Source organism: Pseudarthrobacter sp. NamE2, assembly GCF_005796205.1.
GTDB lineage: Bacteria > Actinomycetota > Actinomycetes > Actinomycetales > Micrococcaceae > Arthrobacter.
This window is the reverse complement of sequence record NZ_VAHN01000002.1, coordinates 252,119-276,990: the sequence shown is the minus strand read 5'-3', so window position 1 is coordinate 276,990 and position 24,872 is coordinate 252,119. Positions and strand designations below refer to the sequence as shown.

At 67.4% G+C, this 24,872-nt stretch carries 26 protein-coding genes and 1 riboswitch; of the genes, 11 read left to right on the top strand and 15 right to left on the bottom strand.

The window, feature by feature from the left end; translation table 11 throughout:
- Window positions 1–54 precede the first annotated feature (54 nt).
- From FDW83_RS04270 to FDW83_RS04250, 5 genes are all read left to right on the top strand, one after another.
- Window positions 55–765: a 3'-5' exonuclease gene (locus tag FDW83_RS04270; RefSeq protein ID WP_138136346.1), complete on the top strand. Its 711-nt coding sequence runs from the start codon at window positions 55–57 to the stop codon at window positions 763–765.
- A gap of 334 nt (window positions 766–1,099) precedes the next feature.
- Window positions 1,100–2,035 carry an ABC transporter substrate-binding protein gene (locus tag FDW83_RS04265; protein WP_138136345.1) on the top strand — a complete coding sequence of 312 codons (936 nt, stop codon included), beginning with the start codon at window positions 1,100–1,102 and terminating at the stop codon, window positions 2,033–2,035.
- 16 nt (window positions 2,036–2,051) lie between these two features.
- On the top strand, window positions 2,052–2,816 hold the full coding sequence (locus FDW83_RS04260; RefSeq protein WP_138136344.1) for an amino acid ABC transporter permease: 765 nt from the start codon (window positions 2,052–2,054) through the stop codon (window positions 2,814–2,816).
- Window positions 2,813–3,550 carry an amino acid ABC transporter ATP-binding protein gene (locus FDW83_RS04255; protein WP_138136343.1) on the top strand — a complete coding sequence of 246 codons (738 nt, stop codon included), beginning with the start codon at window positions 2,813–2,815 and terminating at the stop codon, window positions 3,548–3,550. The genes FDW83_RS04260 and FDW83_RS04255 overlap by 4 nt, the downstream gene beginning before the upstream one ends.
- A gap of 125 nt (window positions 3,551–3,675) precedes the next feature.
- Window positions 3,676–4,113, top strand: coding sequence for a VOC family protein (locus FDW83_RS04250; RefSeq protein ID WP_138136342.1), 438 nt, complete (start codon window positions 3,676–3,678; stop codon window positions 4,111–4,113).
- Between the two features lie 95 nt (window positions 4,114–4,208).
- Here the strand turns inward: FDW83_RS04250 and hemL are convergent, their stop codons facing one another.
- The 10 genes from hemL to hemE all read right to left on the bottom strand — a co-directional run bounded on the left by hemL (window position 4,209) and on the right by hemE (window position 15,236).
- Complete coding sequence (hemL, locus tag FDW83_RS04245) at window positions 4,209–5,540, bottom strand: glutamate-1-semialdehyde 2,1-aminomutase (protein ID WP_138136341.1); 1,332 nt, start codon at window positions 5,538–5,540, stop codon at window positions 4,209–4,211.
- Between the two features lie 17 nt (window positions 5,541–5,557).
- Complete coding sequence (locus tag FDW83_RS04240; RefSeq protein WP_171027441.1) at window positions 5,558–6,631, bottom strand: LLM class flavin-dependent oxidoreductase; 1,074 nt, start codon at window positions 6,629–6,631, stop codon at window positions 5,558–5,560.
- Window positions 6,631–7,611, bottom strand: a complete 981-nt coding sequence (gene hemB, locus FDW83_RS04235) for a porphobilinogen synthase (protein ID WP_138136339.1) — start codon at window positions 7,609–7,611, stop codon at window positions 6,631–6,633. Before hemB ends, FDW83_RS04240 begins: the two co-directional genes overlap by 1 nt.
- Window positions 7,612–7,622: 11 nt before the next feature.
- Window positions 7,623–8,525: a uroporphyrinogen-III synthase gene (locus FDW83_RS04230; protein ID WP_171027440.1), complete on the bottom strand. Its 903-nt coding sequence runs from the start codon at window positions 8,523–8,525 to the stop codon at window positions 7,623–7,625.
- Between the two features lie 7 nt (window positions 8,526–8,532).
- Window positions 8,533–9,531 (bottom strand): hydroxymethylbilane synthase, encoded by a 999-nt coding sequence (gene hemC / locus FDW83_RS04225; RefSeq protein ID WP_138136338.1) that lies wholly within the window; start codon window positions 9,529–9,531, stop codon window positions 8,533–8,535.
- Window positions 9,528–10,775 (bottom strand): ferrochelatase, encoded by a 1,248-nt coding sequence (locus tag FDW83_RS04220; RefSeq protein ID WP_138136337.1) that lies wholly within the window; start codon window positions 10,773–10,775, stop codon window positions 9,528–9,530. Before FDW83_RS04220 ends, hemC begins: the two co-directional genes overlap by 4 nt.
- Window positions 10,772–11,473 (bottom strand): hydrogen peroxide-dependent heme synthase, encoded by a 702-nt coding sequence (gene hemQ, locus FDW83_RS04215; RefSeq protein ID WP_138136336.1) that lies wholly within the window; start codon window positions 11,471–11,473, stop codon window positions 10,772–10,774. The genes FDW83_RS04220 and hemQ overlap by 4 nt, the downstream gene beginning before the upstream one ends.
- Window positions 11,474–11,587: 114 nt before the next feature.
- A complete protein-coding gene (locus FDW83_RS04210) occupies window positions 11,588–12,565 on the bottom strand; it encodes a hypothetical protein (RefSeq protein WP_138136335.1) in 978 nt (325 codons plus the stop codon).
- Window positions 12,566–12,677: 112 nt separating this feature from the next.
- Window positions 12,678–14,138: a protoporphyrinogen oxidase gene (hemG, locus tag FDW83_RS04205; protein ID WP_138136334.1), complete on the bottom strand. Its 1,461-nt coding sequence runs from the start codon at window positions 14,136–14,138 to the stop codon at window positions 12,678–12,680.
- 3 nt (window positions 14,139–14,141) lie between these two features.
- Window positions 14,142–15,236 carry a uroporphyrinogen decarboxylase gene (hemE, locus tag FDW83_RS04200; RefSeq protein ID WP_138136333.1) on the bottom strand — a complete coding sequence of 365 codons (1,095 nt, stop codon included), beginning with the start codon at window positions 15,234–15,236 and terminating at the stop codon, window positions 14,142–14,144.
- 157 nt (window positions 15,237–15,393) lie between these two features.
- Here hemE and FDW83_RS04195 point away from each other — a divergent pair, with 157 nt between their 5' ends.
- Window positions 15,394–16,710, top strand: coding sequence for a glutamyl-tRNA reductase (locus tag FDW83_RS04195; RefSeq protein ID WP_138136332.1), 1,317 nt, complete (start codon window positions 15,394–15,396; stop codon window positions 16,708–16,710).
- A 73-nt stretch (window positions 16,711–16,783) separates the two neighbouring features.
- Here the strand turns inward: FDW83_RS04195 and moeB are convergent, their stop codons facing one another.
- Window positions 16,784–17,983: a molybdopterin-synthase adenylyltransferase MoeB gene (gene moeB / locus FDW83_RS04190; RefSeq protein ID WP_138136331.1), complete on the bottom strand. Its 1,200-nt coding sequence runs from the start codon at window positions 17,981–17,983 to the stop codon at window positions 16,784–16,786.
- Window positions 17,984–18,067: 84 nt separating this feature from the next.
- Here moeB and FDW83_RS04185 point away from each other — a divergent pair, with 84 nt between their 5' ends.
- From FDW83_RS04185 to FDW83_RS04175, 3 genes are read left to right on the top strand one after another with little or no spacing between them, the layout of a single operon-like run.
- The gene (locus tag FDW83_RS04185; RefSeq protein WP_138136330.1) at window positions 18,068–18,733 is read left to right on the top strand and encodes a TetR/AcrR family transcriptional regulator; all 666 of its coding nucleotides are present in this window, start codon (window positions 18,068–18,070) and stop codon (window positions 18,731–18,733) included.
- 48 nt (window positions 18,734–18,781) lie between these two features.
- A complete protein-coding gene (locus tag FDW83_RS04180; protein ID WP_138136329.1) occupies window positions 18,782–19,006 on the top strand; it encodes a DUF3107 domain-containing protein in 225 nt (74 codons plus the stop codon).
- A gap of 33 nt (window positions 19,007–19,039) precedes the next feature.
- Window positions 19,040–19,342 (top strand): hypothetical protein, encoded by a 303-nt coding sequence (locus FDW83_RS04175; protein WP_138136328.1) that lies wholly within the window; start codon window positions 19,040–19,042, stop codon window positions 19,340–19,342.
- Between the two features lie 87 nt (window positions 19,343–19,429).
- On the opposite strand, the gene FDW83_RS04170 is transcribed toward FDW83_RS04175, so the two are convergent.
- The 4 genes from FDW83_RS04170 to thiO all read right to left on the bottom strand — a co-directional run bounded on the left by FDW83_RS04170 (window position 19,430) and on the right by thiO (window position 22,184).
- Entirely contained in the window at window positions 19,430–19,768 is a 339-nt protein-coding gene (locus FDW83_RS04170) for a 4a-hydroxytetrahydrobiopterin dehydratase (protein WP_138136327.1), read from the bottom strand.
- Between the two features lie 40 nt (window positions 19,769–19,808).
- Window positions 19,809–20,624, bottom strand: a complete 816-nt coding sequence (locus FDW83_RS04165; RefSeq protein WP_138136326.1) for a thiazole synthase — start codon at window positions 20,622–20,624, stop codon at window positions 19,809–19,811.
- 4 nt (window positions 20,625–20,628) lie between these two features.
- Window positions 20,629–20,865: a sulfur carrier protein ThiS gene (gene thiS / locus FDW83_RS04160; protein WP_138136325.1), complete on the bottom strand. Its 237-nt coding sequence runs from the start codon at window positions 20,863–20,865 to the stop codon at window positions 20,629–20,631.
- Window positions 20,862–22,184: a glycine oxidase ThiO gene (gene thiO, locus FDW83_RS04155; protein ID WP_138136324.1), complete on the bottom strand. Its 1,323-nt coding sequence runs from the start codon at window positions 22,182–22,184 to the stop codon at window positions 20,862–20,864. The genes thiS and thiO overlap by 4 nt, the downstream gene beginning before the upstream one ends.
- Window positions 22,177–22,295, bottom strand: a riboswitch (TPP riboswitch). (Overlaps the previous gene by 8 nt.)
- Window positions 22,296–22,322: 27 nt before the next feature.
- On the opposite strand from thiO, the gene thiE reads away from it, so the two are divergent.
- Window positions 22,323–23,048, top strand: coding sequence for a thiamine phosphate synthase (gene thiE, locus FDW83_RS04150; protein ID WP_138136323.1), 726 nt, complete (start codon window positions 22,323–22,325; stop codon window positions 23,046–23,048).
- Window positions 23,049–23,132: 84 nt separating this feature from the next.
- Entirely contained in the window at window positions 23,133–24,629 is a 1,497-nt protein-coding gene (locus FDW83_RS04145) for an RNB domain-containing ribonuclease (protein WP_138136322.1), read from the top strand.
- Window positions 24,630–24,872: the final 243 nt, after the last annotated feature.

Genomic DNA, 24,872 nt, shown 5'->3' with positions numbered 1-24,872 from the left:
GTAGCCGCAGTGGCGCTCCCGGGAATTGTCCTTGGTCCCCTTTAGCGTTGAAACATGAGCACCTGGAACGCCCTTCCCCGAGCAGCATTCGACCTCGAAACCACAGGACGAAACTCGCGGGCCGCGCGCATCGTCACTGCTTCGGTTACTGTCGTGGACCACCAGGGCGAGGTCATCAAGGAGCACGAGTGGCTTGCCGATCCAGGCGTGGAGATTCCCACGGAAGCGAGCGATGTCCACGGCATCACCACCGAACACGCGCGGCGGGACGGCCGCCCCGCCCACGAGGTCACCAGGGAACTTGCGGTGGTCCTGCAGGAGCTTTTCGACGCCGGGACCCCGGTTATCGCGTTCAATGCCAGTTACGACTTCACTGTTTTGGCGGCTGAATCGGCCCGGTACGGCGTGCCGCAGCTCACCCGGTTCCCGGTCCTGGACCCCTACATCATGAACAAACAGGTGGACCGCTACCGCAAAGGCAAGCGCACCCTGACTGCGCTGTGCGAGGAGTACGGGGTGGTCCTGGACAACGCCCATACGTCGGCAGCCGATGCCCTGGCCACGCTGAAGGTCCTGGACGCCATGGCAGGTAAATTCCCCAAACTGATGATGCCCGCCACCCAACTGCACGAGCTTCAGGTGGACTGGGCAGTCAGCCAGGCCGCCGACTTCCAGGGCTACCTCCGCAAAACGAAGCCCACCGCCGTCATTGAGGGTGACTGGCCGGTGCTTCCCCCGCAGGACGCGGGCACCGGCGGATTCTAGGGGCAGAGCGAGCCTCAAGCCTGGCAGTGCGACGCAACTCACAGCCAACCCGGCTTACGTTTCACTGCCGCTTCGGCTGCCCGGATTCGCCGGTACACGGAGAAAACCGGCCACATGACGCAAGTGCTGGCAGCACGGCCCGCTGGAAATTCGGATTCTCCTCACAGTACGCCTCTTTTGTTCGGCAATCGGCGCATACCTGATGAAGTGGGACAATAAAGTTTTGCGGTCACCCCTGCCCTGGCCTGCTGGACCAGCACGGGGCAGGTGCCAGGCGCCACCAGCGCAGCCTTGCGGCCCGGTTGACTTATGACTCTATGAAAGTGACAACCTGATGAAAATCAAAGCGATGAAGTGGCTGACTACCGCTCCCGTTGCACTTGCCCTCGCTGTCTCCCTGGCGGCCTGCGGTTCAGGATCTTCGGAGCCCACCGGCACTCCGACTGACGCCCTCGCCGGCAGCGACCAGCAGACGCTGGACAAGTACACCACTGACGATGTCACCCCGATCGACCAGATCGACAAGACCAAGCTCGGCCTGAACACCGAGGGCAAGCTGGAAGTGGGCACCCTTTCGGATGCCCCGCCGAACATCTTCATTGACCCGTCCGGCAAGTTCACCGGGTATGACAACGAACTGCTGCGCGCCATCGCCGGCAAGCTGGGCCTTGAGGTCGAGTTCGTTGCCACCGACTTCTCTGCCCTCCTCTCACAGGTGTCCACCAAGCAGTTCGACGTCGGATCCTCCTCCATCTCCACCACCGAAGCACGCCGCCAGAACGTCGGCTTCACCAACGGCTACGACTTCGGCTTCATGGCTGTGGTGGCCAAGACGGACAGTGACGTCAAGAGCTTTGACGACCTGACCTCGGACCTGCGCATCGGAGTCGTCCAGGGCACTGTCCAGGACGACTACGTCACCAACACCCTGAAGATGGAGCCGATCCGCTTCCCGGACTACGCCACCGTGTACGCCAACGTGCGCAATGGCCAGGTGGACGCCTGGGTTGCCCCCTCCCAGCAGGCTGAAGGCCAGGTGAAGGAAGGCGACGGCACCGCGATCGTCGAATCCAAGGTCAACACCGAGAACTTCACCGCCTACGCCGTGGCAAAGGACAACCAGCCGCTGATTGATGCCCTTAACGCCGGCCTGGACGCCGTGATCGAGGACGGGACCTGGTCGAAGCTGACCAAGGAGTGGTACCCGGACCGTGAAATGCCGAGCGACTGGAAGCCGGGCAGCAAGGCCGCCACGGTTCCCCAGAGCTGATTGAGCCGGGACGTTTATGGATCTCCTGGACCAGCTTGCTGACACCTTTTTCAACTGGGAGGAAATGGCCAAGGTCATTCCCGCCCTGCTCATGGTTGGCCTGCCCAACACCCTGATCCTGGCGGTAGCCTCCGGCATCCTCGGTTCCTTCCTGGGCCTCGGGCTGGCCATGATGGGCATCTCGCGCAACGCGGCAGCCCGGTGGGCAGCCCGCGCGTACACCGATATCTTCCGGGGCCTTCCCGCCATCCTCGTGATCCTGGTGATCGGCATCGGCCTGAGCCCGATCGCCCGGGAAATCACGGGGAACAGGAACCCGTACCCGCTGGGCATCCTTGCCCTGACCCTGATCGCCGCCGCCTACATCGGCGAGATCTTCCGGTCCGGTATCCAGAGTGTTGAGAAGGGACAGCTGGAGGCTTCACGCGCGCTCGGATTCAGCTACGGCAGTTCCATGCGCCTGGTGGTGGTGCCACAGGGTATCCGCAGGGTCCTTCCGGCCCTGGTGAACCAGTTCATCTCGCTGCTGAAGGACTCCTCGCTGGTGTTCATGCTTGGCCTGGCCGCCTCCGACCGGGAAATCTTCCGGATCGGAAACGACGCCATGGCCAACACGGGCAACCTCTCGCCGCTGGTGGCGGCGGGCGTCCTGTACCTGATCCTGACCGTCCCGCTGACCCACTTCGTGAACTTCATTGACCACCGGCTGCGTACCGGCAAGCCGGAGAAGAAAGAACCGGACGAGCTGGCGGCACCTATCGGCAAGGGGGCGCAGGCATGACGGAATTCGCTTCCGGCACCCTGACCGGCAAGAACCTGCACCTCTCGTTCGGCCATAACCATGTTCTCCGGGGTATCGACCTGCACGTCGAGAAGGGCACCACGGCGTCCGTGATCGGCCCTTCCGGATCGGGCAAGTCCACCCTGCTGCGGGTTATGAACCGGCTGATCGAACCGGACAAGGGCGACATCCTGCTGGACGGCCGGTCCGTGCTGAAAGACAACCCGGACGAGCTCCGGCAGCGGATCGGCATGGTGTTCCAGCAGTTCAACCTGTTTCCGCACAAGACCGTGGCGGACAACGTCTCGCTGGCCTTGCGGAAGCTCCGCAAGCTGCCCAAGGAGCAGGCGCGCGCCGAAGCCCTGGAGCAGCTGGACCTGGTGGGCCTGAAGCACAAAGCCGACGCCCGGCCGGCCAACCTGTCCGGCGGCCAGCAGCAGCGCGTGGCGATAGCCAGGGCGCTGGCCATGAAACCTGAGGTCATGTTCTTCGACGAGGCCACGTCGGCACTGGATCCGGAACTCGTCAAGGGCGTCCTGGCCCTGATGACCGACCTTGCCAAGGGCGGCATGACCATGGTTGTGGTGACCCACGAGATGGGCTTCTCCCGCAACGTGTCGGACAACGTCACCTTCATGGACGCCGGCGTGGTGGTGGAGTCCGGACCTCCGGAGCAGATCTTCACGGAGCCACGTACGGGCCGGCTCAAGGGCTTCCTCTCGGACGTCCTCTAGCCACCAAGGAGCACACGCAGAAATCCCCGGTTGCCCTGCAGCCGGGGATTTCCTGTATCCATAAGAAAACGAGCGGGTCGCCGCCGTCACTGGGACTGGACGGCCCGCCCCGGTAGCGTGCATCCATGAGCATCAGATTCGAGAACGTCGGCATCGCCGTCAGGAACCTTGAAGCAACGATTGCCTTCTTCACCGATCTCGGTCTTACGGTGGTCGGCCGGGACACGGTCAGCGGCGATTGGACGGACACGGCCGTGGGCCTTGACGGCAACCACGCCAGGATCGCCATGCTCCAGACACCTGACGGTCACGGCCGCCTCGAGCTGTTCGAGTACATCCACCCCGATGCGATTGAGACTGAACCCACCCGACCCAACGAGATTGGCATGCACCGGGTTGCCTTTTCAGTCGATGACATCGACGAAGCTATGGAGATTGCTGCAAGGCACGGCTGCCATCCGCTTCGCGGCGTGGCAACGTACAAGGATGTGTACAAACTCAGCTATGTACGGGGTCCAAGCGGCATCATCGTGATGCTCGCCCAAACGCTGAAAAACCACTAAGCGCGGTCTGCCGAGCATTGGAACCTGCCCGCGGAACCCGGGCGGTCAGGCCAGGATCTGCGGACAGGGTCCGGAACGGCGGACGACGGCGGCGACTAGCCTTGTGCCGCGGCGGCGGCCTTCGCTGCGGCCGGCAGGGCGTCGAAAATCCTGTTCATTGCCGCGTCGTCGTGCGCTGCGGAGAGGAACCAGGCTTCGTAAACGGACGGCGGCAAGTACACGCCGGACTCCAGCATGGAGTGGAAGAACGGGGCGTACCGGAAGGACTCCTGTGCCAGTGCGTCCGCATAGTTGTGGACGCCGCGGGCGGACGTTCCGAAGGCCACCGAGAACAGGTTCCCCGCGAACTGGATGGAGTGGTCCACTCCCGCCGCATCCAGGGCGTTGGACAGCGCCGAAGAGAGTTCCAGCGAACGGACGTCGATGTAGGAGTAGACGTCCCGGGTGGCATGCGTCAGCGTGGCGACGCCCGCGGCCATGGCCACCGGGTTGCCGGAGAGCGTCCCCGCCTGGTACACCGGCCCAGTGGGGGCCAGGTGGTCCATGACGTCGGCACGTCCGCCGAGCGCCGCCGTCGGCATGCCGCCGCCGATCACTTTGCCGAAGGTGAGCAGGTCGGGCGTCCAGGGGTCCGCTGCGTCCGGAGCGCCGCCGGTGAGGCCCCAGTAGCCGGAGTAGCCGGTGCGGAAACCGGTCAGCACCTCGTCCACGATCAGCAGGGCGCCGTGCTCCCGGGTGATCCGTGACAGGCCCAGGTTGAAGCCCTCCTCCGGGGTGACAACGCCCATGTTGGCGGGCGCGGCCTCCGTGATGACGGCAGCGATGTTGGGGCCGTGGGCAGCAAAGGCTTCCTTGACCGCCGTGAGGTCGTTGTACGGAAGCACCAGCGTTTCGGCAGCCGTGGCTTCGGTGACCCCGGCCGAACCCGGCAGCGCGAGCGTGGCAACGCCGGAGCCCGCCGATGCCAGCAGGCCGTCGAGGTGCCCGTGGTAGCAGCCGGCGAACTTGATGATCAGGTTGCGGCCGGTGAAGCCGCGGGCCAGGCGGATGGCGGTCATGGTGGCCTCGGTGCCGGTGGACACCATGCGGAGCCGTTCGACGGCGGGCACGCGCTCCTTGACGATCTCGGCCAGGTTGGCCTCATCCGGGGTGGAGGCGCCGAAGGACAGGCCGCGGTCCACGGCTGCATGGACGGCGTCGAGGACAGCGGGGTGCGCGTGGCCGAGCAGGGCCGGTCCCCACGAGCACACGAGGTCCACGTATTCGTTGCCGTCAGCGTCGGTCAGGTACGGCCCCTTGGCGGACACCATGAAGCGGGGGGTTCCGCCCACGGATCCGAAGGCGCGCACCGGGGAGTTGACGCCGCCCGGCATCAGCTGGCGGGCGCGGTCGAAGAGGGCCTCGTTGCGGGGATTGCTGGAAGTCATGGTTCCTATTCTCTCAGTTAGCCGGCCAGCAGTTCGGCCACTTTGGGCGCCACTGCCGTACCCATCAGCTCAATGGACCGCATCATGGCCGAATGCGGCAAGGGCCCGTTGCTGTATTTGAGGTCGAAGCGGTCCACGCCCAGGTTCCGCTTCAGCAGGGCGATCTTGCGCGCCACGGTTTCCGGTGACCCCACATACAGTGCCCCCTCGGGGGCGCACAGCGCATCGAATTCGGGCCGGCCGGCCGGACCCCAGCCGCGTTCGGCCCCCAGCCTGTTGCGGAGCTTGAGCCAGTGCGGGAAGAACTCTTCCCTTGCCTCCTCGTCGGTCGGCGCCACGTGGCCCGGCGAGTGGGTGGCCACCTGCTGCATCGGGTGCCCGTACTTGGCCACGGCTTCGCGGTAGAGGTCCGCCAGCGGACGGAACCCCCGCGGCTGGCCGCCGATGATCGCAAAGATGATGGGATAGCCGTACTGCGCGCAGCGGAGCACGGATTCGGGCGTTCCACCGACGCCGATCCAGGTGGGCAGCAGGTGGTGCTCCAGCGGCGGGTACACACTGAGTCCGTGCAGCGCGGGCCGGGTGCGGCCTTCCCAGTGCACCGGTTTCTGGGCGCGCACCTGGTCGAAAAGCTCCAGCTTCTCTTCGAACAGGACCTCGTAGTCGGCCAGGTCGAAGCCAAACAGGGGGAAGGACTCCACGAAGGATCCGCGGCCCAGCATCACCTCGGCCCGGCCGTTGGAGATGGCGTCCACTGTGGAGAAGCGCTGGAACACGCGGATGGGATCATCCGAACTGAGGACCGTCACGGCGGATCCAAGGCGGATCTGCCGGGTGCGGGCCGCGGCTGCGGCGAGGAAGACTTCCGGGGCGGATACTGCGTAGTCCTTGCGGTGGTGCTCCCCCACCCCAAAGGCATGAAGTCCGACGGCGTCCGCCAGCTCAGCCTGTTCCAGCAGTTGGCGCAGGACCTCGGCGTGCGGCTGCGGGCTTCCGTCCGGCTGCTCTCCGACGTCGCCGAAGGTGTTCAGGCCAAGCAGGATACGGTCCTTCCCCACCGGGGCGGTGGGTCCCGCAGCAGATTCTGCCATCAGGACTCCTTCAGCCAGCCGGCAAGCTCGGCGGCCCAGTAGGTCAGGACCATGTGCGCACCGGCCCGCCGGATGCCCAGCACGGCCTCGGTGATGGCCGCCCGCCGGTCGATCCAGCCGTTGGCCGCGGCGGCTTCAATCATGGCGTACTCGCCCGAGATCTGGTAAGCCGCAACGGGCACGGGGCTCATCGCGGCGATATCCGCCACGATGTCCAGGTAGCTCATGGCGGGCTTGACCATCACGATGTCGGCCCCCTCGGCCAGGTCCAGCTCCACCTCGCGCAGCGCCTCGGTGCGGTTGCCCGCATCCATCTGGTACGTCCGGCGGTCGCCCTTCAGCTGGGAATCGACAGCTTCACGGAACGGGCCGTAGAAGGCTGAGGCGTATTTCGCGGCGTAGGCGAGGACGGACGTGTTCACGTGCCCGGCGGAATCCAGGGCGGAACGGATCGCGGCAATCTGGCCATCCATCATGCCTGAAGGGCCCAGCATGTGGGCGCCGGCGTCAGCCTGCGCCACGGCCATCCGGGCGTAAATCTCCACGGTGCGGTCATTGTCAACGTATCCGTCGTCGTCGAGCACGCCGCAGTGGCCGTGGTCCGTAAACTCGTCCAGGCAAACGTCGCTCATGACGACCAGGTCGTCGCCCACCTCGGCACGCACGTCGCGGATGGCTTTGTTCAGCACGCCGTCCGGGTCCAATGAGGCCGAGCCTTCGGCGTCCCTGGTTTCCGGGATGCCGAACAGCATGATGCCGCCCAGTCCCAACTCAACGGCTTCCGCGGCTGCCCTCTTGAGGGTGTCCGTGGTGTGCTGCACCACGCCGGGCATGGAGGTGATGGGGTTCGGTTCTGTAAGTCCCTCGCGGATGAAGGCAGGCAGGATGAGCTCGGCCGGCGCCAGGCGCGTTTCCGACGTGAGCCGGCGCATGGCGGGGGTGGTGCGGAGGCGGCGGGGGCGTTGGCTGGAAAATGCCATGGGGCTGTCCTTCACGTCGTTGGGTTGTCCGTGCGGGTGGGGGCGGAACCGGAGGTTTCCAGGGCAGCTGCGACGGCGGCAACGAGGCCGTCCGGGGTGGGCTCAGCCGCCATCGCCGCCACGGGCAGGCCGGCTGCGGCCGCCTGCTCCGCCGTCGTCCGGCCAATCACAACCAGGCGGCAGCCATGCAGCGGCGAGAGAGCGGCGATACGGCGGACGGCGCTGGGCGAGGCGGCCAGCACTGCGTTGATGCTTCCGTCCGCGAATCCGGCAGTGGCGGCTTCCGGGGTCAGGAGCGAGTACGACGGCGGCGCTTGCCCCGGTCCCCCGTCACCCGCCGTGACGGCGAGCCTGCGCTCCGCTGCCGCGGGGTAGTCGACGGTCCGGTAGGCGGTAACCACCGTGACGGTGCTGGCTGAGGCAGCCAGCCCGTCGGCGAGCAGGGGTGCGGCGATGTCGGCCTGCGGCAGCAGGACCTTCCCACCGCCGGGCCACACCTCGAGCAGGCCGGCGGCGGACTGCTCATCCCTGGGCACCAGGTGCACGGCAAGGCCGTTGGCTTCCAGGAGCCTGCGGGTGGCCGGACCGACGGCGGCAATCCTGGTGCTTTCGGGGATCCACTGCCGCAGGGTCAGGGTGCGGCCGCGGGCCCTGTCCAGCAGCACATGGACTGTTGTGGCGCTGGTCAGCACCAGCCAGTCAAACGCTCCGGCGCCCAGGGCGTCGCAGGCCGCGTCCAGGGAGTGCTGGTCCGGTGCCCGTTCGAAGTCGATGAGCGGCAGGAAAAGGGCGTTGGCCCCTGCCTTTTGCAGCGCCGCCACCAGTTCCATTGAGCGTTCCGGGCTGCGCGTGATCAGCACCCGTGCCCCGGCGAGGGGCTGGAAGGGTCCCGGTGCGCCGGCTGGCAGTCCCATGGGCAGGTCAGGATGCCTGGAGGTCTGCGATGTCGGCTGCGCCGCGGGCCAGCAGGACTTCGGCGAGTTCGATGCCCAGGAGGGTGGCGCCCACCTCGGTGAGGCCGTCGGTCGCCCGCTTTTCCCGGACGGAGGTGGTGCCGTCCACGGCACACACCACGGCCTCGAGGTGGAGCATGCTGCCTTTCCGGTAGGCGTAGGCGCCCACCGGAGCGGCACAGCCCGCTTCCAGCCGTGCCAGCAGGGCCCGTTCCGCGGTGACGGCGAGCCGGGTGTCCTGGTCGTCAAGGGCCGCCAGGGCCTGGGCCAGCACCGCGCGGGACCCACCGCTTGAACCGGGCTTCGACGGGGCGTCGGCGGTGCGGCATTCGATGGCCAGGGAACCTTGGCCTGCTGCCGGAAGCATCACGTCGGTCCCGAGGAATTCGCTGACGGCGTCCAGCCTGTCGATGCGCTCCAGGCCTGCAGCCGCCAGCACCACGGCGTCCAGGTCGCAGGACTTGCCGGGAACAACTTCATCCATGGTGTTTCCGGGCAGCCCGGGAACCCGGCCCAGGCGCGTGTCCACGTTGCCGCGGATGTCCAGGATCTCCAGGTCCGGGCGGGCTGCCCGGAGCTGGGCTGCGCGCCGGGGCGAACCCGTACCCACCGTGGCTCCGGCCGGCAGGTCAGCCAGCTTGAGTCCGTCACGTGCGCAAAGGACGTCACGGACATCCACGCGGCGCGGGGTGGCGGCGAGGCTGAGCCCCACGGCCGCGCCGGTGGGCAGGTCCTTGAGCGAATGGACTGCGACGTCGCACTGGTTCCGCAGCAGGGCGTCGCGCAGCGCTGCCACGAAGACGCCGGTGCCGCCCATTTGCGACAGCGATCCGGTGAGGACGTCCCCGTCAGTCCTGATGTGGACGAGCTCGACGGGAAAGCCGCCCACGGCGGCCAGCTGGTCCGCGGTCTGCTGCGTCTGCGTCAGGGCGAGCTTGCTGGCACGGGTTCCGATCCGGACGGTCACTGCTGTGCTGCTCCCTGGAATGAATTGGAGGGGTAGGGGTCGTGCCCGGTTCCCACCGTGGTGTCCGCGCCGGCGATGGTGGGCTTCCCGCCGCGGAAGTTGGCGCAGCAGCCGGGCCGGCAGACGTCGTACCAGGGGCCCAGGTCCGTCACGGCCGGGCGGTCACTGACGTTGTTCGCTACCGTCCGCTCGCAGATCAGGTCCACCATGCCGTTGACGAACTTGCGGTGCGTGCCGGGCGTGGGAACGCGGGCGGCTGCCAGGCCCAGGTTCGCGCAGGTCTCCAGGGCCTCGGTGTCCAGGTCCCACACGACTTCCATGTGGTCGCTGACGAAGCCCAGGGGCACAATCACGATGCCCTTGACGCCCTGGCCCGCGAGTTCCTCGATGGCGTCGTTGATGTCGGGCTCCAGCCATGGCACGTGCGGGGCGCCGGAGCGGGACTGGTACACAAGGGACCAGGGGGCGGTGAGGCCGGATTCCTCCTCCACCCGCCGGATGACGGCCGCGGCGGTGGCGAGATGCTGGGCCACATAGGCCGAGCCTTCCTCGAACTCACGGGGCTCGCCCTCGGATTTGCCGGCTGCCTCGGCATCCCGGGTGGGGATGGAGTGCGTGGCGAACACGATCTGGACGGGGGCGTCCGGCGTTCCTGCCTCTGCCAGCTTGGCGCGCACCTCGCCGAGGCCGGCGGCGGTGGCCTCCACGAAGGGCTCAACGAAGCCGGGGTGGTCGAAGTACTGCCGGACCTTGTCCACTTCCAGGCGGCCGTCGAGCCCTGTCTCCGTGAGCGCCATGCCGATGTCCTCACGGTACTGGCGGCAGCTTGAGTAGCAGGAGTAGGCACTCGTGGTGACCATCAGCAGCCGGCGGTGTCCGGCGTCGTACGCTTCCTGCAGGGTTTCCGCAATGTAGGGCGCCCAGTTGCGGTTGCCCCACAGCACCGGAAGGTCGATGCCGCGGGCGGCGAGTTCGGCCTCCAGCGCAGCCTTGAGCTCACGGTTCTGCTGGTTGATCGGGCTGATGCCGCCGTTGGCGCGGTAGTGATGGGACACTTCCTCGAGGCGTTCGTCAGGGATGCCACGGCCGCGGGTGACATTGCGCAGGAAGGGAATTACGTCTTCCTGGCCTTCGGGCCCCCCGAAGGAGGCCAGGAGGACGGCGTCGTAGTTCTTGGGCGCCATCCTGCCCACCTCGGTGACGGCGTTGACGGCGGTGCTGCCCTGGGGGTCGAGGGGGCTCATGCCAGCACCTCTGCTACCTCGTCCGCAGAGATGCGGCGTCCTGTATAGAAGGGAACTTCTTCGCGGACGTGGTTGCGGGCCTCAGTGGCGCGCAGGTGCCGCATGAGGTCCACCAGGTCAACGAGTTCGGGGGCTTCCAGGCCCAGGATCCATTCCCAGTCGCCCAGGGCGAAGGAAGACACCGTGTTGGAGATGACCTGCGGGAAGTCCCGGCCCAGCAGCCCGTGGTCGCGCAGCATCTTGCCGCGCTCCTCCTCCGGCAGGATGTACCACTCGTAGGAGCGGACAAACGGGTAGACGCAGAGCCATTCTGCCGGCGTAACGCCGCGGGAGAAGGCCGGGGTGTGGTTCTTGGCGAATTCGGCCTCGCGGTGGACGCCCATGGCCGACCACACGATTTCCGTACCGGTGAACAGGGTGCTGCGGCGGATGTCGCGGATGGCCTGCTGCAGGGCCTCCGGCTTGGGGCCGTGGAGCCACACCATAACGTCGGCGTCGGCGCGCATGGCCGAGACGTCGTAGCTGCCGCGGTGCGTCACGCCTGCTTCGGCAAGCCGTTCCAGCAGGGCCTCGAAGTCAGCAGCAGCGTCCGCGCTGCGGACCACGGCCTCGGAGCGCTTGAAAACGGTCCAAAGGGTAAAGAACTGCTCGGCTGATTCTTCGGTTTTAGTGACAGATTCGGCAGAAGTGTGGCTCATGGTTACAAGTTTGCCCTTTAGTTACCGCCAAGTCGAAACCAGCAACTTCTACAACGCGTAGAAGTGTTGAATGTCACATCGCGGTCCGCGCACCCCTCTCTTCCCCCGACCCGGTTAGGGGTTACGCAGGCGGAAGAACACCACACCGGCTGCACCTGCGACGCCCACGAGGCCCGATCCAAGCCAGACCATGGCACTGCGTTCGTCGGGCTGGTTGTTCAGCACCGCGCTGCTGCGGGAGGTGCCTTCCGAAGTGTAGGGCGTCCAGCCGGCACGGGTCTGGGGGTGTGAGTAGAGCGGCGAAGCTTCGGCCTGGCTGCCCTTTGCTCCTGCGCCGGTGGAAGGGGTGACTCTTTCCCCGGGAACGGAAATGGCTTCTTCCGCCGGGGGAAGCAGGCCTGCCGGCGTGGATGGGTCCGGGCCGGGCACTGCAGCTGCCGCCGGGGCGCTGGCAGTAGCTGCGGCGGCCTCAGCCGGGGCGGTCACCGCGGCTGCCGGCGGTGTCGTTGTTGGTGCAGCAGGGGCTGCACCGGCCGGGGACGCACCGGCGAGGGTTCGGGACGGCACCGGCGCAGGGGCCGGCTTCGTCGGCGCTGGAGCCGCAGCAGGGGCGCTGCCGGCCGGAGCCGCAGCAGGCGCGCTGCCGGTCGGGGCAGCGGCGGACGGAGAGGCAGGAGCGGGAGCAGGAGTTGGCACTGCCGACGCGGACGGCGAAAGGGTTGCCCTAACAGCCGGCAGGAGCGCTGAGGGAACCGGAAGGATCGGCCTGGAAGCAGCCTCTTCTTCGGGCTCATTGGCGCCTACGGATTCCTCGGGCACCGGCTTCTTTTGGTCCTTGTTCTGCCCCGGCGCATTTTGCCGGGCCTCCCCGGAGTTCCCCCGCGGGGAGGCTTCCTGCGGGCTGGAGCGGGCCTCGAGCGTCACCGGGACTTTCGGGTTGCCGGAATCGGCTCCTCCTTCGTCCGCCAGGGACGCCGTGACGCCTGTGCTGAGAACCAGTACCGCTCCGATTGCCGCGGCTGCCGTGCCGCGTCGGATTCCCCCATGGATACCGGTCCGGGACATTGAAAGCTCGGACCTGTGTTGAACCATAATCATCGACCTTAACCATGGCGCGGCGGGATGTGGAAACCGGCAAGGCCGTTCCAGGACGCCCGGCCGGTCCGGAAATCCAGCCCGAACCGGCGTTGACCAGCGAAGACTGTCAGCCAGCCAAAACTTTGATGTGCTTCCGCGTGTCCGACACCACGGCCGCCAGTCCGTTTCCTGCCACCCAGCCGCCCACCACGGCGAGGTTGCCGGCCCCGGTGCAGGCTTCGCGGATTGCGGCAACACGGGCACGGTGGCCGACGGCGGCAAACGGCAAGGCACCGCGCCAGCGGACGACGTCCCAATCCACCAGGTCATCCTTGCTGATCACAGTGCCCAGCAAAGCTGAGGCGTCCTCCAGGGAGGCAGCAAGGAGGCTGTCATCGGTCTCCGGACCGGCCTGCTGCCCGCCCAGTCCGTCCACCTTTCCGTACGAGAGGCGAAGAACGTGCCGGCCGGACCCGGCGGCAGCGGCAAGCCAGTCCCATTTGCCGGTTGCATGCGTCAGCGCCTTGGCCTGGATGCCCGGAGTTTGTGGCGCCACAAGGACACCAGTGCCGCGGGGACGGCTGTCCAGCCCCGGGTGATCGAGCACCAGGGTAACGAGCTTGACGTCGGGCCCGGAGGCCGGCTTCTTTCCGGCGATGGCCGGCACTGCCTGCTTTAGCAGGTCGACGGCGGCGGGACCGTCAACCGCTACGACCAGCAGGCCGGCGTCGAACGTTGCGTCCGCGGAAAGAACGCGCCAGCCCTCCGGAGTGCGGACAATGGAGGCAGCGGCCGTGCCGGCCAGGAGCGTCACGTCCCGTGCGCGGAGATCCCGGACCAGGGCGTCCACCAGCGTGTGCATGCCGCCTTCAAGGCCCGCGACGGCGGAGCCCGCCTTGGCGGCCGGGGCGGAGGCGGGTGCGCTTCCGCCTGCAGCGGAGGCCGGGGACGGGCCGCGCCGCTGGGCGGCCACGGCGGCAGCCAGTGATCCGTGCTGCCGGAGCCGGGCGCGGAGCCCGGGGGCCAGCATGTCGACGTCCAGCAGGGCTGGATCAGCAGAGTGGACTCCGCCCACCACGGGCGCGACGAGCCGGTCCAGCACCCTGGCGCCCATCCGCGCTTTAACCAGAGCGGAAACGCTGACCTCGTTTTTTCCGGCACCGACGGAGGCCGGCAGTAACCGGTCCAGGGAAGCGCGGAGGGAACCGAGGAGTCCGAGGGACCGCCTGACCTCCGGGTCCCACGGGTTGGACGGGATGCCCAGGACCCCGGTCTTGGGCAGTTCGCGGGGACCTTCCGGGAGCTGCACCCAGGCACCGCCGGGCCGCGGAGGAACAATCTTGTCCGCCAGTCCCAGCTCCGCCGCAAGCACGGGCACGGCGTCGGACCGGGTGGCGAAGGATTCGGCACCGCTGTCCAGGTTCAGGCCAGCCACCGTATGCCTCCCCACGCAGCCGCCCCAGGCGTTACCGGCTTCGAGCACCGTGACGCCGTACCCGGCGGCGGCGAGGTCCCGGGCGGAAAGCAGGCCGGAGATCCCGCCGCCCACCACCAGCGCGGTCCGGGCCCTGACCGGCAGACTGCCCACCGGCTACTCCGGCGAGATGGAGTGGATGAGCTGCACTACCCGCGTCAGGACCGCCGGGTCCGTCTCGGGCGGCACGCCGTGGCCAAGGTTGAGGACGTGTCCGGGGGCCGCCGAGCCGGCGGCGATTACTTCGCGGACGTGTGCTTCGAGGATTTCCCACGGGGCGGCAAGCAAAGCGGGATCAATGTTGCCTTGCAGGGGCACGGTGCCGCCCAGCCGGCGGTTGGCTTCATCGAGCGGAAGGCGGTAGTCCACACCCACCACGTCGACGCCAACATCCCGCATGGCCACCAGGAGTTCGGAGGTGCCCGTGCCGAAGTGGATCAGCGGGGCGCCGAGCTGGCGGACGTGGTCAAGCGCGCGGGAGGACGCCGGAGCCACGAACCGGGAGTAGTCACCCAGCCCCAGGGATCCGGCCCAGGAGTCGAAGAGCTGGCCGGCGGATGCCCCGGCTTCGAGCTGTGCCCGGAGGAAGAGCCCGGACGCGTCCGCCGCCCAGTTGGCCAGGGCGTTCCAGGTCTCCGGGTCCGCGTGCATCATGGTGCGCGGACCCAGATGGTCGCGGGAAGGCTTGCCCTCCACCATGTATGCCGCCAGCGTGAAGGGCGCCCCGGCGAAGCCGATCAGGGGGGTCCTGCCAAGCTCGGCAACGGTCAGTCGGACAGCTTCGCGAATGGGTTCCAGCGCTTCCCAGGTGAGCTGCGGCAGTGCTGCCACGTCCGCGGCGGTGCGGACGGGCTTCTCCAGGACAGGGCCCACGCCGGGAACGATGTCCACGCCCACGCCGGCGAGCTTAAGCGGGATGACAATGTCGGAGAAAAAGATGCCGGCGTCCACGTCGTGGCGGCGGACGGGCTGGAGCGTGATCTCGGACGCGAGCTCCGGCCGGAGGCAGGAGTCCAGCATCGCAATGCCCTCACGGACCTTCAGGTACTCGGGCAGGGACCGCCCTGCCTGCCGCATGAACCAGACGGGGCGGCGGGAAGGCTTGCCGCCACGGTAGGCAGTGATCAGTGGGGAGTCTGCGGTGCGGCCGTCCACCAGCGGATGGTCCGCGGCGAGGGCACCGGCAGCGGAGACGGCAGGGCTAGGAGTCATGCCTCTGATTGTGCCGAAGTTCAGCGCCAAAAGATAACGACAGCGTGTCATCCCGGAGACCGCTCTTCCCGCCGTGGCGGGAATCACATGGCCCTCGGCGTCCTGCACGAACGGAAGTTGTTCTACCGAGGAGCGAAAAAGCTATGATTGGTCTGTTGTGGTTCTTTTTTCATTGGTGGCTACACACGCCGACATCGATCTTGAGACCGTTGCCCAGCTGAGCAACGGTTCCTCCGGTATCGCCACATCCGCTCTCTCCGGCTCGCCGGCAGTGACGGGTGCGGTGGTCCTTGCCACCTGCAACCGCTACGAAATCTACGGGGAGGCTCCCCACGCTGATGACGTGGAAGCCGCACGCGCCGCGCTGGTCGCGGAGATCAGCGAAGCCAGCGGGCTGAGCGAGCCCCTCGTTTCCAGGTCCTTCAGCACCCGCACTGGCCCTGAAGTGACCCAGCACCTCTTTGCCGTCAGCGCGGGTCTGGATTCCGCCGTCGTCGGTGAACGCGAAATCGCCGGCCAGGTGCGGCGGGCCCTCATCACGGCCCAGCACGAAGGCACCGCCAGCCCGGGCCTGGTCCGGCTGTTCCAGGCCGCGTCCAAGACGGCCAAGGACGTCGGCGCCCAGACGGCACTCGGCTCACGCGGCCTGTCCATCGTGTCCGTGGCCCTTGACCTTGCAACGGATCTTTCGGAGGACCCGGACTGGTCCACCAAGAAAGTGGTGGTTTTCGGGACGGGCGCCTACGCCGGTGCCACCATGGCGCTGCTGCGCGAGCGCGGCTGCACGGATATCTCGGTCTTCTCCTCTTCCGGCCGGGCCGAAGGCTTCGTCGCCACGCGCGGCGGCACCGCCCTCGACGCCGATTCCCTGTACCCGGCCGTGGCTGCGGCGGACGTGATGATCGGCTGCAGCGGTTCGGATACCCGGGTGGAAGCCGATGAGCTGGCCCAGGTGCGCGCCAACTCCGCCCAGCCGCTGATCGCCATCGACCTCGCCCTGACGCATGACTTCGATCCGGCGGTCGGTGAGCTGGACGGCGTCGAACTCCTCACCCTGGAATCCGTCCGCCTTGCCGCACCCCAGGAGCAGGCGGAATCGCTGGCGCAGGCAAGCGGCATCGTGAAGAATGCCGCGAAGTCCTTTGAGCAGGAGCGTGAGGCTCGGTCCGTGGATTCGGCCATCGTCGCCCTCCGCCGGCACACCATGAACGTCCTGGACGCGGAGATGGAAAAGGTCCGCGCCCGCCACGGCTGCACCGCTGCTGCAGAGGAAGTCGAATTCGCCCTGCGGCGCATGGTCAAGCAGCTGCTGCACGTTCCCACGGTCCGGGCACGCGAACTGGCCGCAAGCGGCCAGCAGGATGATTACGTGGCGGCGCTGGAAGCGCTGTACGGCATCACCGTGGAACAGCCCGCCGCTCCCGCGGCCCAGGCGGAATGCCCGGTGGACCACCGCGGCCTCGAAAGCGCCTGACCAACACCCGCTTGCTCTATCAGATCTGGCTCCTCAACAGTCCTTTTAGGAGCCATATCTGATAGGGCAACTGTCAGTAGACGGGCTTGTGCGGTTCCACGTCGCGCACCCAGGAGAGGATGCCGCCGTCGAGGTGGCTCACCCGCTGGTAGCCCGCCTTCCGCGCCGCCGCCAGGACATTGGCTGAACGCGTCCCGGCCTTGCACAGGAACACGATGTCCCGGTCCTGCGGCAGGTCGGCCCACGCCTCCCCCGCCAGGATCCGGCCCTGCGGAATCAGCCTGGCGCCGTCGATACGGACGATGTCGTACTCACCCGGTTCCCGGACGTCCACCAGGTCAAAGTCCTTGAGCCCGGCCTTGCGGGACGCGAGCATGGTGGCCAACTGCGTGGGCGTGACGGTGTGTTCGGTGTCCGCCTCCGCTGCGGGCGTAATGCCGCAAAACGCTTCGTAGTCCGCCAGCCCGGTGATGGGCTCCGCCGCGGGGTCCTTGGAAACGCGGATCTCCCGCCAACTGCCGCCCAGGGCGTCGAAGAGTGCCACGCGTCCCAGCAGGGAGCGTCCGACGCCGGTAATCAGCTTGACTGCCTCCGTCACCATCAGCGAACCCACGGCTGCGCAGAGCATGCCAAAGACGCCGCCCTCGCCGCATGAGGGGACAGAGCCTGCGGGCGGCGCCTCAGGATACAGGTCGCGGTAGGTGGGGCCGTGCTTTTCCCAGAACACGCTGACCTGGCCGTCGAAGCGGAAGATCGAGCCCCAGACGTACGGCTTGCCCAGGACCGCGGCAGCATCGTTAACCAGGTAGCGGGTGGCGAAGTTGTCCGCCCCGTCCATGATCAGGTCGTACCCGGCGAAGAGCTCAAGGGCGTTGGATGCGTCCAGCCGCTCATTGTGGAGCCGGACGTCCACCAGCGGGTTCAGTGCGGCGATGGCGTCGCGGGCGGACTCGATCTTGGGCCTGCCGACGTCTGCCACACCGTGGATGACCTGCCGCTGCAGGTTGCTCAGGTCCACGGCGTCGTCGTCGATAATCCCGATTGTTCCCACACCGGCTGCGGCGAGGTACAGCAGGGCGGGCGAGCCCAGGCCGCCGGCGCCGATTACCAGGACCTTTGCGTTCTTCAGCCGGCGCTGCCCGAGCGTCCCGATCTCCGGAATGATGAGGTGCCGCGAGTAGCGTTCCACCTCGGCAGGGGTGAGCCCGTCTGCCGGCTCCACCAGTGGACCCAGCGAAACAGGTGAAACATTTGCGGTGAAAGTCGAAGCCATACTTCAATGTATGCCCCGGGATACCGCCGGGTCATATTACCCCGCAGTAAAGTGGGTGTAACTGCAATGGAAGGAAGGACAACCGTGGTCCCTGAAGCACGGGCTGACCGCCCGCCCGCCGCCGAACCGCAGGCTTCGCAGCGTCCGGCAGGCCAGCGCTCCGCCAGGCTTCCGCGCGACGAGCGCCGTGCCCAGCTCCTTTCCGCAGCCCACGAAGTTTTCGTGGCCAACGGCTACCACGGCGCGGCGATGGATGAGATTGCCGAGACCGCCCACGTCAGCAAACCGGTCCTGTACCAGCATTTCCCGTCAAAGCGCGAGCTGTACCTCGCCCTGCTGGAAAGCCATCTCGCGTCCCTCACCGAGCTGATGCTGGGAGCGCTGAACTCCACCACGGACAACAAGGAACGCGTCAAAGCGGTCATGCGGGCCTATTTCCGCTTCATCGCCAATGACGACCAGGCCCACCGGCTGGTCTTCGAATCCGACCTCATCAATGATCCCGATGTCAGCTCCCGGCTGGAGACCTTCAACCGGACGTTCGCGGACGCCATTGCCCGCGTCATTGCCGAGGACACTAAGCTCCCGCACATCGAGGCCGAGCTCCTGGGCCGGGGACTTGCCGGAATGGCTCAGGTCAGCGCCCGGTACTGGCTGGAAACCGACGGCAACCTGGACCTCGATGTGGCCAGTGACCTGATCTACCGTTTAGCTTGGCGCGGAATCTCTCGCTTCCCCAAAGAGTCCTAGACTACAAATAAGACATATCAACGAACCCTGACTGGCTGGGAGGCTTTTGTGGAAATCAAGATCGGCGTTCAGAACGTTGGCCGTGAAATCGTGCTGGAATCGACGCAGGACGCGGAATCCGTGGCCAAGGTTGTGGGGGAAGCCATCAACGCAGGCAGCGAACTGCGCCTGACGGACGAAAAGGGACGCCTGATCATTGTTCCCGGCAATGCCCTCGGTTACGTGGAGATCGGCGCGGAAGAGGTGCGCCGCGTAGGGTTCGGCCAGTTCTAGGCCAGCCGCACGTCCACGTCCCCTAGGAGCTGCATGCTTTCCCTCACCATCGTTGTGCTGGCCGCTGCCGCCGCGGGCTTCATCGTCTGGGCCAATGACAAGCGGCACACCAAGTACGGCGCAGGGCTGCCCGCGGGCGTCGCCGTCGGTATCGCTGCCCTCGTATGGATCATCCTGATGGCGGCGGGCTTCGGCTACCGGCCGGGCCTGACCTGGCTTCCCTGGGTCCTTCCCATCGTGCTGGGCAGTGCTGCCGCCGTCGCCGCCGTTCTTTACCTGGGCCATACCCGGGCCCGCCATGACACGGAGCGGCTCACGGCAATCCTTCGCCGGTGAACTGCAGGACAGAGAGAACCTGGCTGCGGCCGCCACCCTCCCGGGGTGACGGCCGCAGCCAGTTAACCAGCAAGGCACTTGGCAGGGTTACCGCCCAGGGGTGTATTTTCCAGGCTGGGCCACGGCCTTCACAGCAGCGGCTGCTGTACTGGCGGCGGTTGCCGCGGCAACATCCCGCTCCGTCACCTGGCCGCCGACGTCATGCGAGGTATAGCGGATGAAGACGCGGTTGTAGCGCCAGTCAAGGTCCGGATGGTGGTTATGGTCCTCCGCAGCGCGCCCGACGGCGGCAATCAGCTCGAGCGCGGAGGCCGCCGTCGGTGCCTTGAACACGGTGACCAGCCCGCCGTCGCTGTACCGCCAGTCGGGCAGCCCTGCGAGGGCCTGCTCGACCTGCTCGCGGGGAAGGGCATCCTTTCCGGCCATCTGTTGCTCCTCAGGTCAGGGCACTAGCCGGCGTCCGGGCCTAGAGGAACTCGGCCCGGCCTTCCATCGCCGACGAGGCCAGCGCGTGCTCGCGGCGCGGTATCCGGCCGGCCGCTTTCGCCAGCCTACCGGCGATTACGGCATGTTTGAATGCCTCTCCCATGAGTGCAGGATTCTGCGCCCTTGTCACCGCGGTGGCCAGCAGGACGGCGTCGCATCCCAGTTCCATGGCGAGGGCCGCGTCCGAAGCCGTGCCGATCCCGGCGTCGAGGACAACCGGGACGGACGCCCGGGACACAATGAGCTCGATGTTGTGCGGGTTCAGGATGCCCAAGCCCGTGCCGATCGGCGAGCCCAGCGGCATAACGGCGGTGGCGCCGAGGTTTTCGAGCCGCAGCGCAAGGACGGGATCGTCGTTGGTGTAGGCGAACACCTTGAAGCCCCGGTTGACCAGTTGTTCCGTGGCGTCCACGAGTTCCACAGGGTCCGGAAGCAGGGTGTGCTCGTCAGCAATCACCTCAAGTTTCACCCAGTCGGTCTCCAGCGCCTCGCGGGCCAGCTCCGCGGTGAGGACAGCATCCCTGGCGGTAAAGCAGCCGGCAGTGTTGGGCAGGACCTTGATGCCATGGTCCACCAGCAGCTGAAACAGCGAACCTGTTTCTGCCGGTGAGTAGCGGCGCATGGCCACAGTGGTCAGCGACGTGCCGGATGCCAGCAGCGCCGCGCCCAGGCCGTCGAGGCTGGGTGCGCCGCCGGTGCCCATGATGAGCCGGGATTCCAGCCGTACGCCGTCGATGACCAGCGCGTCGTCCAGGCCGGGTGCGCCGGCGGGTGTGGCAGTGGTGGTTTCGGTCATGGTGTCAGCCTCCCTGTACTGCGGTGACAAGCTCGATGGCGTCGCCCTCGGCGAGCGCGGTAGCAAACCACTGGCTGCGGGGCACCACCTGCGCATTGTGGGCGACGGCGACGCCGAGCCTGCCCCCGTCGGTTGCCCGCCCGTCAGCGGCAAGGGCGCGTCCGGTCACCTCGCTGACGAGCATGGTGAGGGAGGCCCCGTCAGCCACCGTGTGTTGGGATCCGTTCAGGATGATGTTCATGCTGTTTCCTTGAGTTTGAAGCTGGCTGCGGATGTTTGGCGGCCGGAGAACCGGCCCGGGTTGAAGGGGTCCCAGCGGCTGTCCGTGACGTTGTCCATCAGGTCCCTGCAAATGGCGGCTGAGGCGGGTGCGAGGAGGACTCCGTGCCGGAAGAACCCTGTGGCGAAGATCAGGCCCGCGACATGCCCGGACCCGGCTTCCGCGTCCGGTACACGGCCCAGCAGCGGAGCATTGTCCGGTGTTCCGGGCCGGGCGCGCGCCGTGCACTCCAGCAGTTCAAGTTCCGCGACGGCGGGCACCAGGACCTGGGCGTCCCGAAGGAGCTGGTAGACGCCGCCTGCTGATACGGCGCCGGCCGCGGGCCTGGCATCCGCCTGCGGCGGGCTGCCGGCTGCGTCGAGGGCATCCTCACGCTGGGTGGCTCCGATCACTACCGTCCCGTCCTCCCGGGGAACGATGTAGACGGGAACACCGCGGACCAGCCCGCGGATGGTGGACGTCACCAGCGGGCGGAGCTGGCAGGGCACGGCAAGGCGCAGGATGTCGCCGTGCACCGGCCGCAGCGGCAGGTGCAGGCCCTCCGGCATGGCGGCCAGGGATGCCGCGCCCAACCCGTTGGCCACCACCGTTTCGCCGGCCAGCACGGTGCCGCCGCCCGCAAGCCGCACTCCCGCCACCGCGTTGCCCTCCCAGAGCAGCCCGTGGGCCTTGTCCGCCACGGCATAACCGTCGGCCGCCCCGTCCACGCGGGCCTGCCTGCCGTTACGCATGCTGTGCCCGGCCAGGGCCTGGCGCAGGCAGGACACCAGGAGCCGGGGGTCCACCTGGTGGTCGGCGGGAGTGTCGAGCGCACAGGCAATGGCAGGGCTCAGCAGCGGTTCCCGACGGCGGGCCTCGCGGACCGTCAGCGGTTCCACCGCCAGCCCGTTGGCCTGCTGCACGGCGCGCAAATCCATCAGTGCCGTGCGGTCGGCGGCGTCGGCACCCACGGCGAGGGTCGGCGTCCTCAGGTAGCCGGTACTTGCACCGGACGCGGCGGCCACGTCCGCCGCGAAGCCCGGCCACCGGGCGGAAGAGGCGAGCATTAGGTCCAGGAGGTCCTCTTCCTGGTAGTGCAGCTCGCTGACGGGGGCCAGCATCCCGGCTGCCGCCCAGCTTGCGCCGGAACCGGGGGCATCATCGATCAGCACCACGGAACGGCCGGACCGCTGCGCCTCCCAGGCGATGGCGTGCCCAATCACTCCCCCGCCGATCACCGCGACGTCGGCGCGGATGGTTCCCTGCCCGGCGCCGGCCGGGGCCGTATGTGGGGTACCCATGTGTCTCCTTCCCTACGCCGGTATTACCCGGATCAGGTCAAGCGGTCGGCTCTGACGCCCTCTCAGCCCGGCGCTTTGTGACAGCGGCCGCGGGCTCCCGCAGTACGAGGCCAGTTTAGAGGAACTAGGCTTGCAGCCATGAATGTGTCCCACTTTTCATCTCAAGATTCCGTCTCCGCTGCTGACGCCTTCACCACGGCCGAGGGCATCTCCGGCCTGACGGCCGCGCGCCTCTACCTCTGCACGGATGCCCGGCAGGAACGCGGCGACTTCGCGGAATTCGTGGACGCGGCCTTCTCCGGCGGGGTGGACATCATCCAGCTCCGGGACAAGGCCATCGAGGCAGCGGAGGAGCTGGACCTCCTGGCAGTCCTCAAGGAGACGGCGCAGCGCCACGGCAGGCTCTGGGCCGTTAACGACCGTGCCGACATCGCGGTGCTGTCCGGCGCCCCGGTGTTCCATATCGGCCAGAAGGACCTCCCGCTGCCAGCCGCGCGCACCCTACTCAACGGCAACGCCGCCATCGGGCTTTCCAGCCACGCCCCGGAGCAGGTGGACGCTGCCCTCACCGCCGCGGCCGGACCTGCCGGGCTGGACTACTTTTGCGTGGGACCTGTCTGGGCCACCCCCACCAAACCCGGCCGGGCCGCCGTCGGACTGGACCTGGTGAGGTACGCCGCAGAAGCAACCGCCGGCAGCGACCTCCCGTGGTTCGCCATCGGCGGCATTGACCACTCGAATGTACAGCAGGTTGCGGAGGCAGGAGCCGGAAGGATCGTGGTGGTGCGGGCCATCACCGAAGCGGACGACCCCGCGGCTGCTGCGGCTTCCTTGCTCGCCGCCCTGGATGGTGCCGGCTCCTGACGTACCCTGCAGCGGCAACACGGCGCGTCCCTGCCCTGCCGCATGGCCTGCATATTCGGCGGTCTTCGGGCTAGGCTGATTTTCGTGTCACATCATCGGCTGGCTCCCAACGTCCATGAGCACAACAACGCCCTGGAAGAAGCGCTGGGCGCACTGCGGACGGAGCTGGAACTTCCCGGGCCGTACCCGGAGACCGCGGTCCGGGATGCGGAAGCCGCGGTGGCAGCCCTGCACCTGCCCGCCTATGACCTGACGGACGTTGAATTCATCACCGTCGATCCGGCGTCATCCACCGACCTGGACCAGGCACTGTTTATCGAAGCCCACGGCTCCGGATACCACGTGCTGTATGCCATCGCCGATGTTCCCTCCTTCGTGACGCCGGGCGGGCCGCTGGATGCCGAAACGCGGCGCCGGGGCCAGACCTTCTACGCCCCGGACGGCCGGATCCCGCTGCATCCGGAAGTCATCAGCGAAGGAGCCGGCAGCCTGCTGCCGGGACAGGAGTGCTCCGCGTTCGTCTGGGACTTCCGACTCGACGAGGCTGCCGAAGTCACCTCCGTCGCCGTCCGGCGGGCGCGGGTGCGCAGCCGGGAAAAGCTCAGCTACAAGGGCGCGCAGGCCGCGCTCGACGACGGCAGCGCGTCACCCGTCCTCCGGCTCCTTCGCGAGGTGGGCCTCAAACGGGTGGAGCTTGAGCGTGCCCGTGACGGCGCCAGCCTGAACATGCCGGAGCAGGAGATTGTCCAGCTTCCCGACGGCGGCTACCGCATCGCCGCGGCCCCGCAGCTGCCCGTGGAGGACTGGAACGCGCAGATTTCGCTCATGACCGGCATGGCTGCCGCGCAGCTTATGCTCAACGGCAAAGTGGGCATCCTCCGGACCATGCCGGCCCCGGACGAGCGCTCCCTCAACCACTTCAAGCTGCAGACCGAGGTGCTGGGAAAACCCTGGGACGGCGAAGTGAGCTACGGAGAATACCTGCGCACCCTTGACCCCACCGAACCGCGCCAGCTGGCCATCATGCATTCGGCGGGCATGCTGTTCCGGGGTGCCAGCTACACGGCATTCGACGGCGACGTCCCCGGGGACGCGGTGCAGTCCGCCATCGGTGCCGCCTACGCCCACACGACGGCGCCGCTGCGCCGGCTCGTGGACCGGTTTGTGCTGGTGATCTGCGAGGCCCTGAGCAACGGCGGGAACGTGCCGGAGTGGGCGCGTGAGGCGTTGCCGTCGCTGCCCGAGATCATGGCCGGCTCGGACCAGCTGGCGTCCCGGATGGAGCGCATGGCGCTGGACACCGTGGAAGCGGCCCTTTTGGTGAACCATATCGGCCAGGAATTCGACGCGATCGTCATATCCGGGTCCAAGCCGCAGAAGGACAACGGGAACGGCGGAAACGGCCGTAACGGCAACGGGAAGAACGGCAACGGCAATGGCGGGTCCGGGATCATCCAGGTGGCCGAGCCCGCGGTCACTGCCCGCTGCGCAGGGGACCTGGAGTCCGGCACCAAGGTACGCGTGCGCCTGCTTTCCTCGGATATCGCCACCCGCGAGGTCCACTTCGAAGTGGTGGGCTGAGGTGCGCCGGAGGTGGCGTTTCCCCGCTGCCGGAGGGCAAAGGCCGGGTTTTAGGGCGTGTGCGGCTAGACTGAAGGGGTAGAAATGGATGCCCGGTCGTTGATTTCCTTGAACTGAAACCAACAAGCCCGCCCCTACGCGATCTTGAGATTTACCCGCTGGTCACCAGTGCCAGCATTTAGATAGCCCGCGATCGGCTTCCACTGGAATTGCTTGTGCGCCCGAGCGTGCTCCGGAACGGAC

What these genes read in the sequence shown, in the direction of transcription:
- hemQ (WP_138136336.1), bottom strand. Translation starts at nt 11,473, where the DNA reads ATGAGCCACACTTCTGCCGAATCTGTCACTAAAACCGAAGAATCAGCC.
- FDW83_RS04210 (WP_138136335.1), bottom strand. Translation starts at nt 12,565, where the DNA reads ATGGTTCAACACAGGTCCGAGCTTTCAATGTCCCGGACCGGTATCCAT.
- FDW83_RS04230 (WP_171027440.1), bottom strand. Translation starts at nt 8,525, where the DNA reads ATGGGACTGCCAGCCGGCGCACCGGGACCCTTCCAGCCCCTCGCCGGG.
- FDW83_RS04250 (WP_138136342.1), top strand. Translation starts at nt 3,676, where the DNA reads ATGAGCATCAGATTCGAGAACGTCGGCATCGCCGTCAGGAACCTTGAA.
- FDW83_RS04270 (WP_138136346.1), top strand. Translation starts at nt 55, where the DNA reads ATGAGCACCTGGAACGCCCTTCCCCGAGCAGCATTCGACCTCGAAACC.
- hemL (WP_138136341.1), bottom strand. Translation starts at nt 5,540, where the DNA reads ATGACTTCCAGCAATCCCCGCAACGAGGCCCTCTTCGACCGCGCCCGC.
- thiE (WP_138136323.1), top strand. Translation starts at nt 22,323, where the DNA reads ATGAATGTGTCCCACTTTTCATCTCAAGATTCCGTCTCCGCTGCTGAC.
- moeB (WP_138136331.1), bottom strand. Translation starts at nt 17,983, where the DNA reads ATGGCTTCGACTTTCACCGCAAATGTTTCACCTGTTTCGCTGGGTCCA.
- FDW83_RS04220 (WP_138136337.1), bottom strand. Translation starts at nt 10,775, where the DNA reads ATGAGCCCCCTCGACCCCCAGGGCAGCACCGCCGTCAACGCCGTCACC.
- thiO (WP_138136324.1), bottom strand. Translation starts at nt 22,184, where the DNA reads ATGGGTACCCCACATACGGCCCCGGCCGGCGCCGGGCAGGGAACCATC.
- FDW83_RS04265 (WP_138136345.1), top strand. Translation starts at nt 1,100, where the DNA reads ATGAAAATCAAAGCGATGAAGTGGCTGACTACCGCTCCCGTTGCACTT.
- FDW83_RS04260 (WP_138136344.1), top strand. Translation starts at nt 2,052, where the DNA reads ATGGATCTCCTGGACCAGCTTGCTGACACCTTTTTCAACTGGGAGGAA.
- hemE (WP_138136333.1), bottom strand. Translation starts at nt 15,236, where the DNA reads ATGACTCCTAGCCCTGCCGTCTCCGCTGCCGGTGCCCTCGCCGCGGAC.
- FDW83_RS04165 (WP_138136326.1), bottom strand. Translation starts at nt 20,624, where the DNA reads ATGACCGAAACCACCACTGCCACACCCGCCGGCGCACCCGGCCTGGAC.
- FDW83_RS04170 (WP_138136327.1), bottom strand. Translation starts at nt 19,768, where the DNA reads ATGGCCGGAAAGGATGCCCTTCCCCGCGAGCAGGTCGAGCAGGCCCTC.
- hemB (WP_138136339.1), bottom strand. Translation starts at nt 7,611, where the DNA reads ATGGCATTTTCCAGCCAACGCCCCCGCCGCCTCCGCACCACCCCCGCC.
- FDW83_RS04175 (WP_138136328.1), top strand. Translation starts at nt 19,040, where the DNA reads ATGCTTTCCCTCACCATCGTTGTGCTGGCCGCTGCCGCCGCGGGCTTC.
- FDW83_RS04240 (WP_171027441.1), bottom strand. Translation starts at nt 6,631, where the DNA reads ATGGCAGAATCTGCTGCGGGACCCACCGCCCCGGTGGGGAAGGACCGT.
- FDW83_RS04255 (WP_138136343.1), top strand. Translation starts at nt 2,813, where the DNA reads ATGACGGAATTCGCTTCCGGCACCCTGACCGGCAAGAACCTGCACCTC.
- thiS (WP_138136325.1), bottom strand. Translation starts at nt 20,865, where the DNA reads ATGAACATCATCCTGAACGGATCCCAACACACGGTGGCTGACGGGGCC.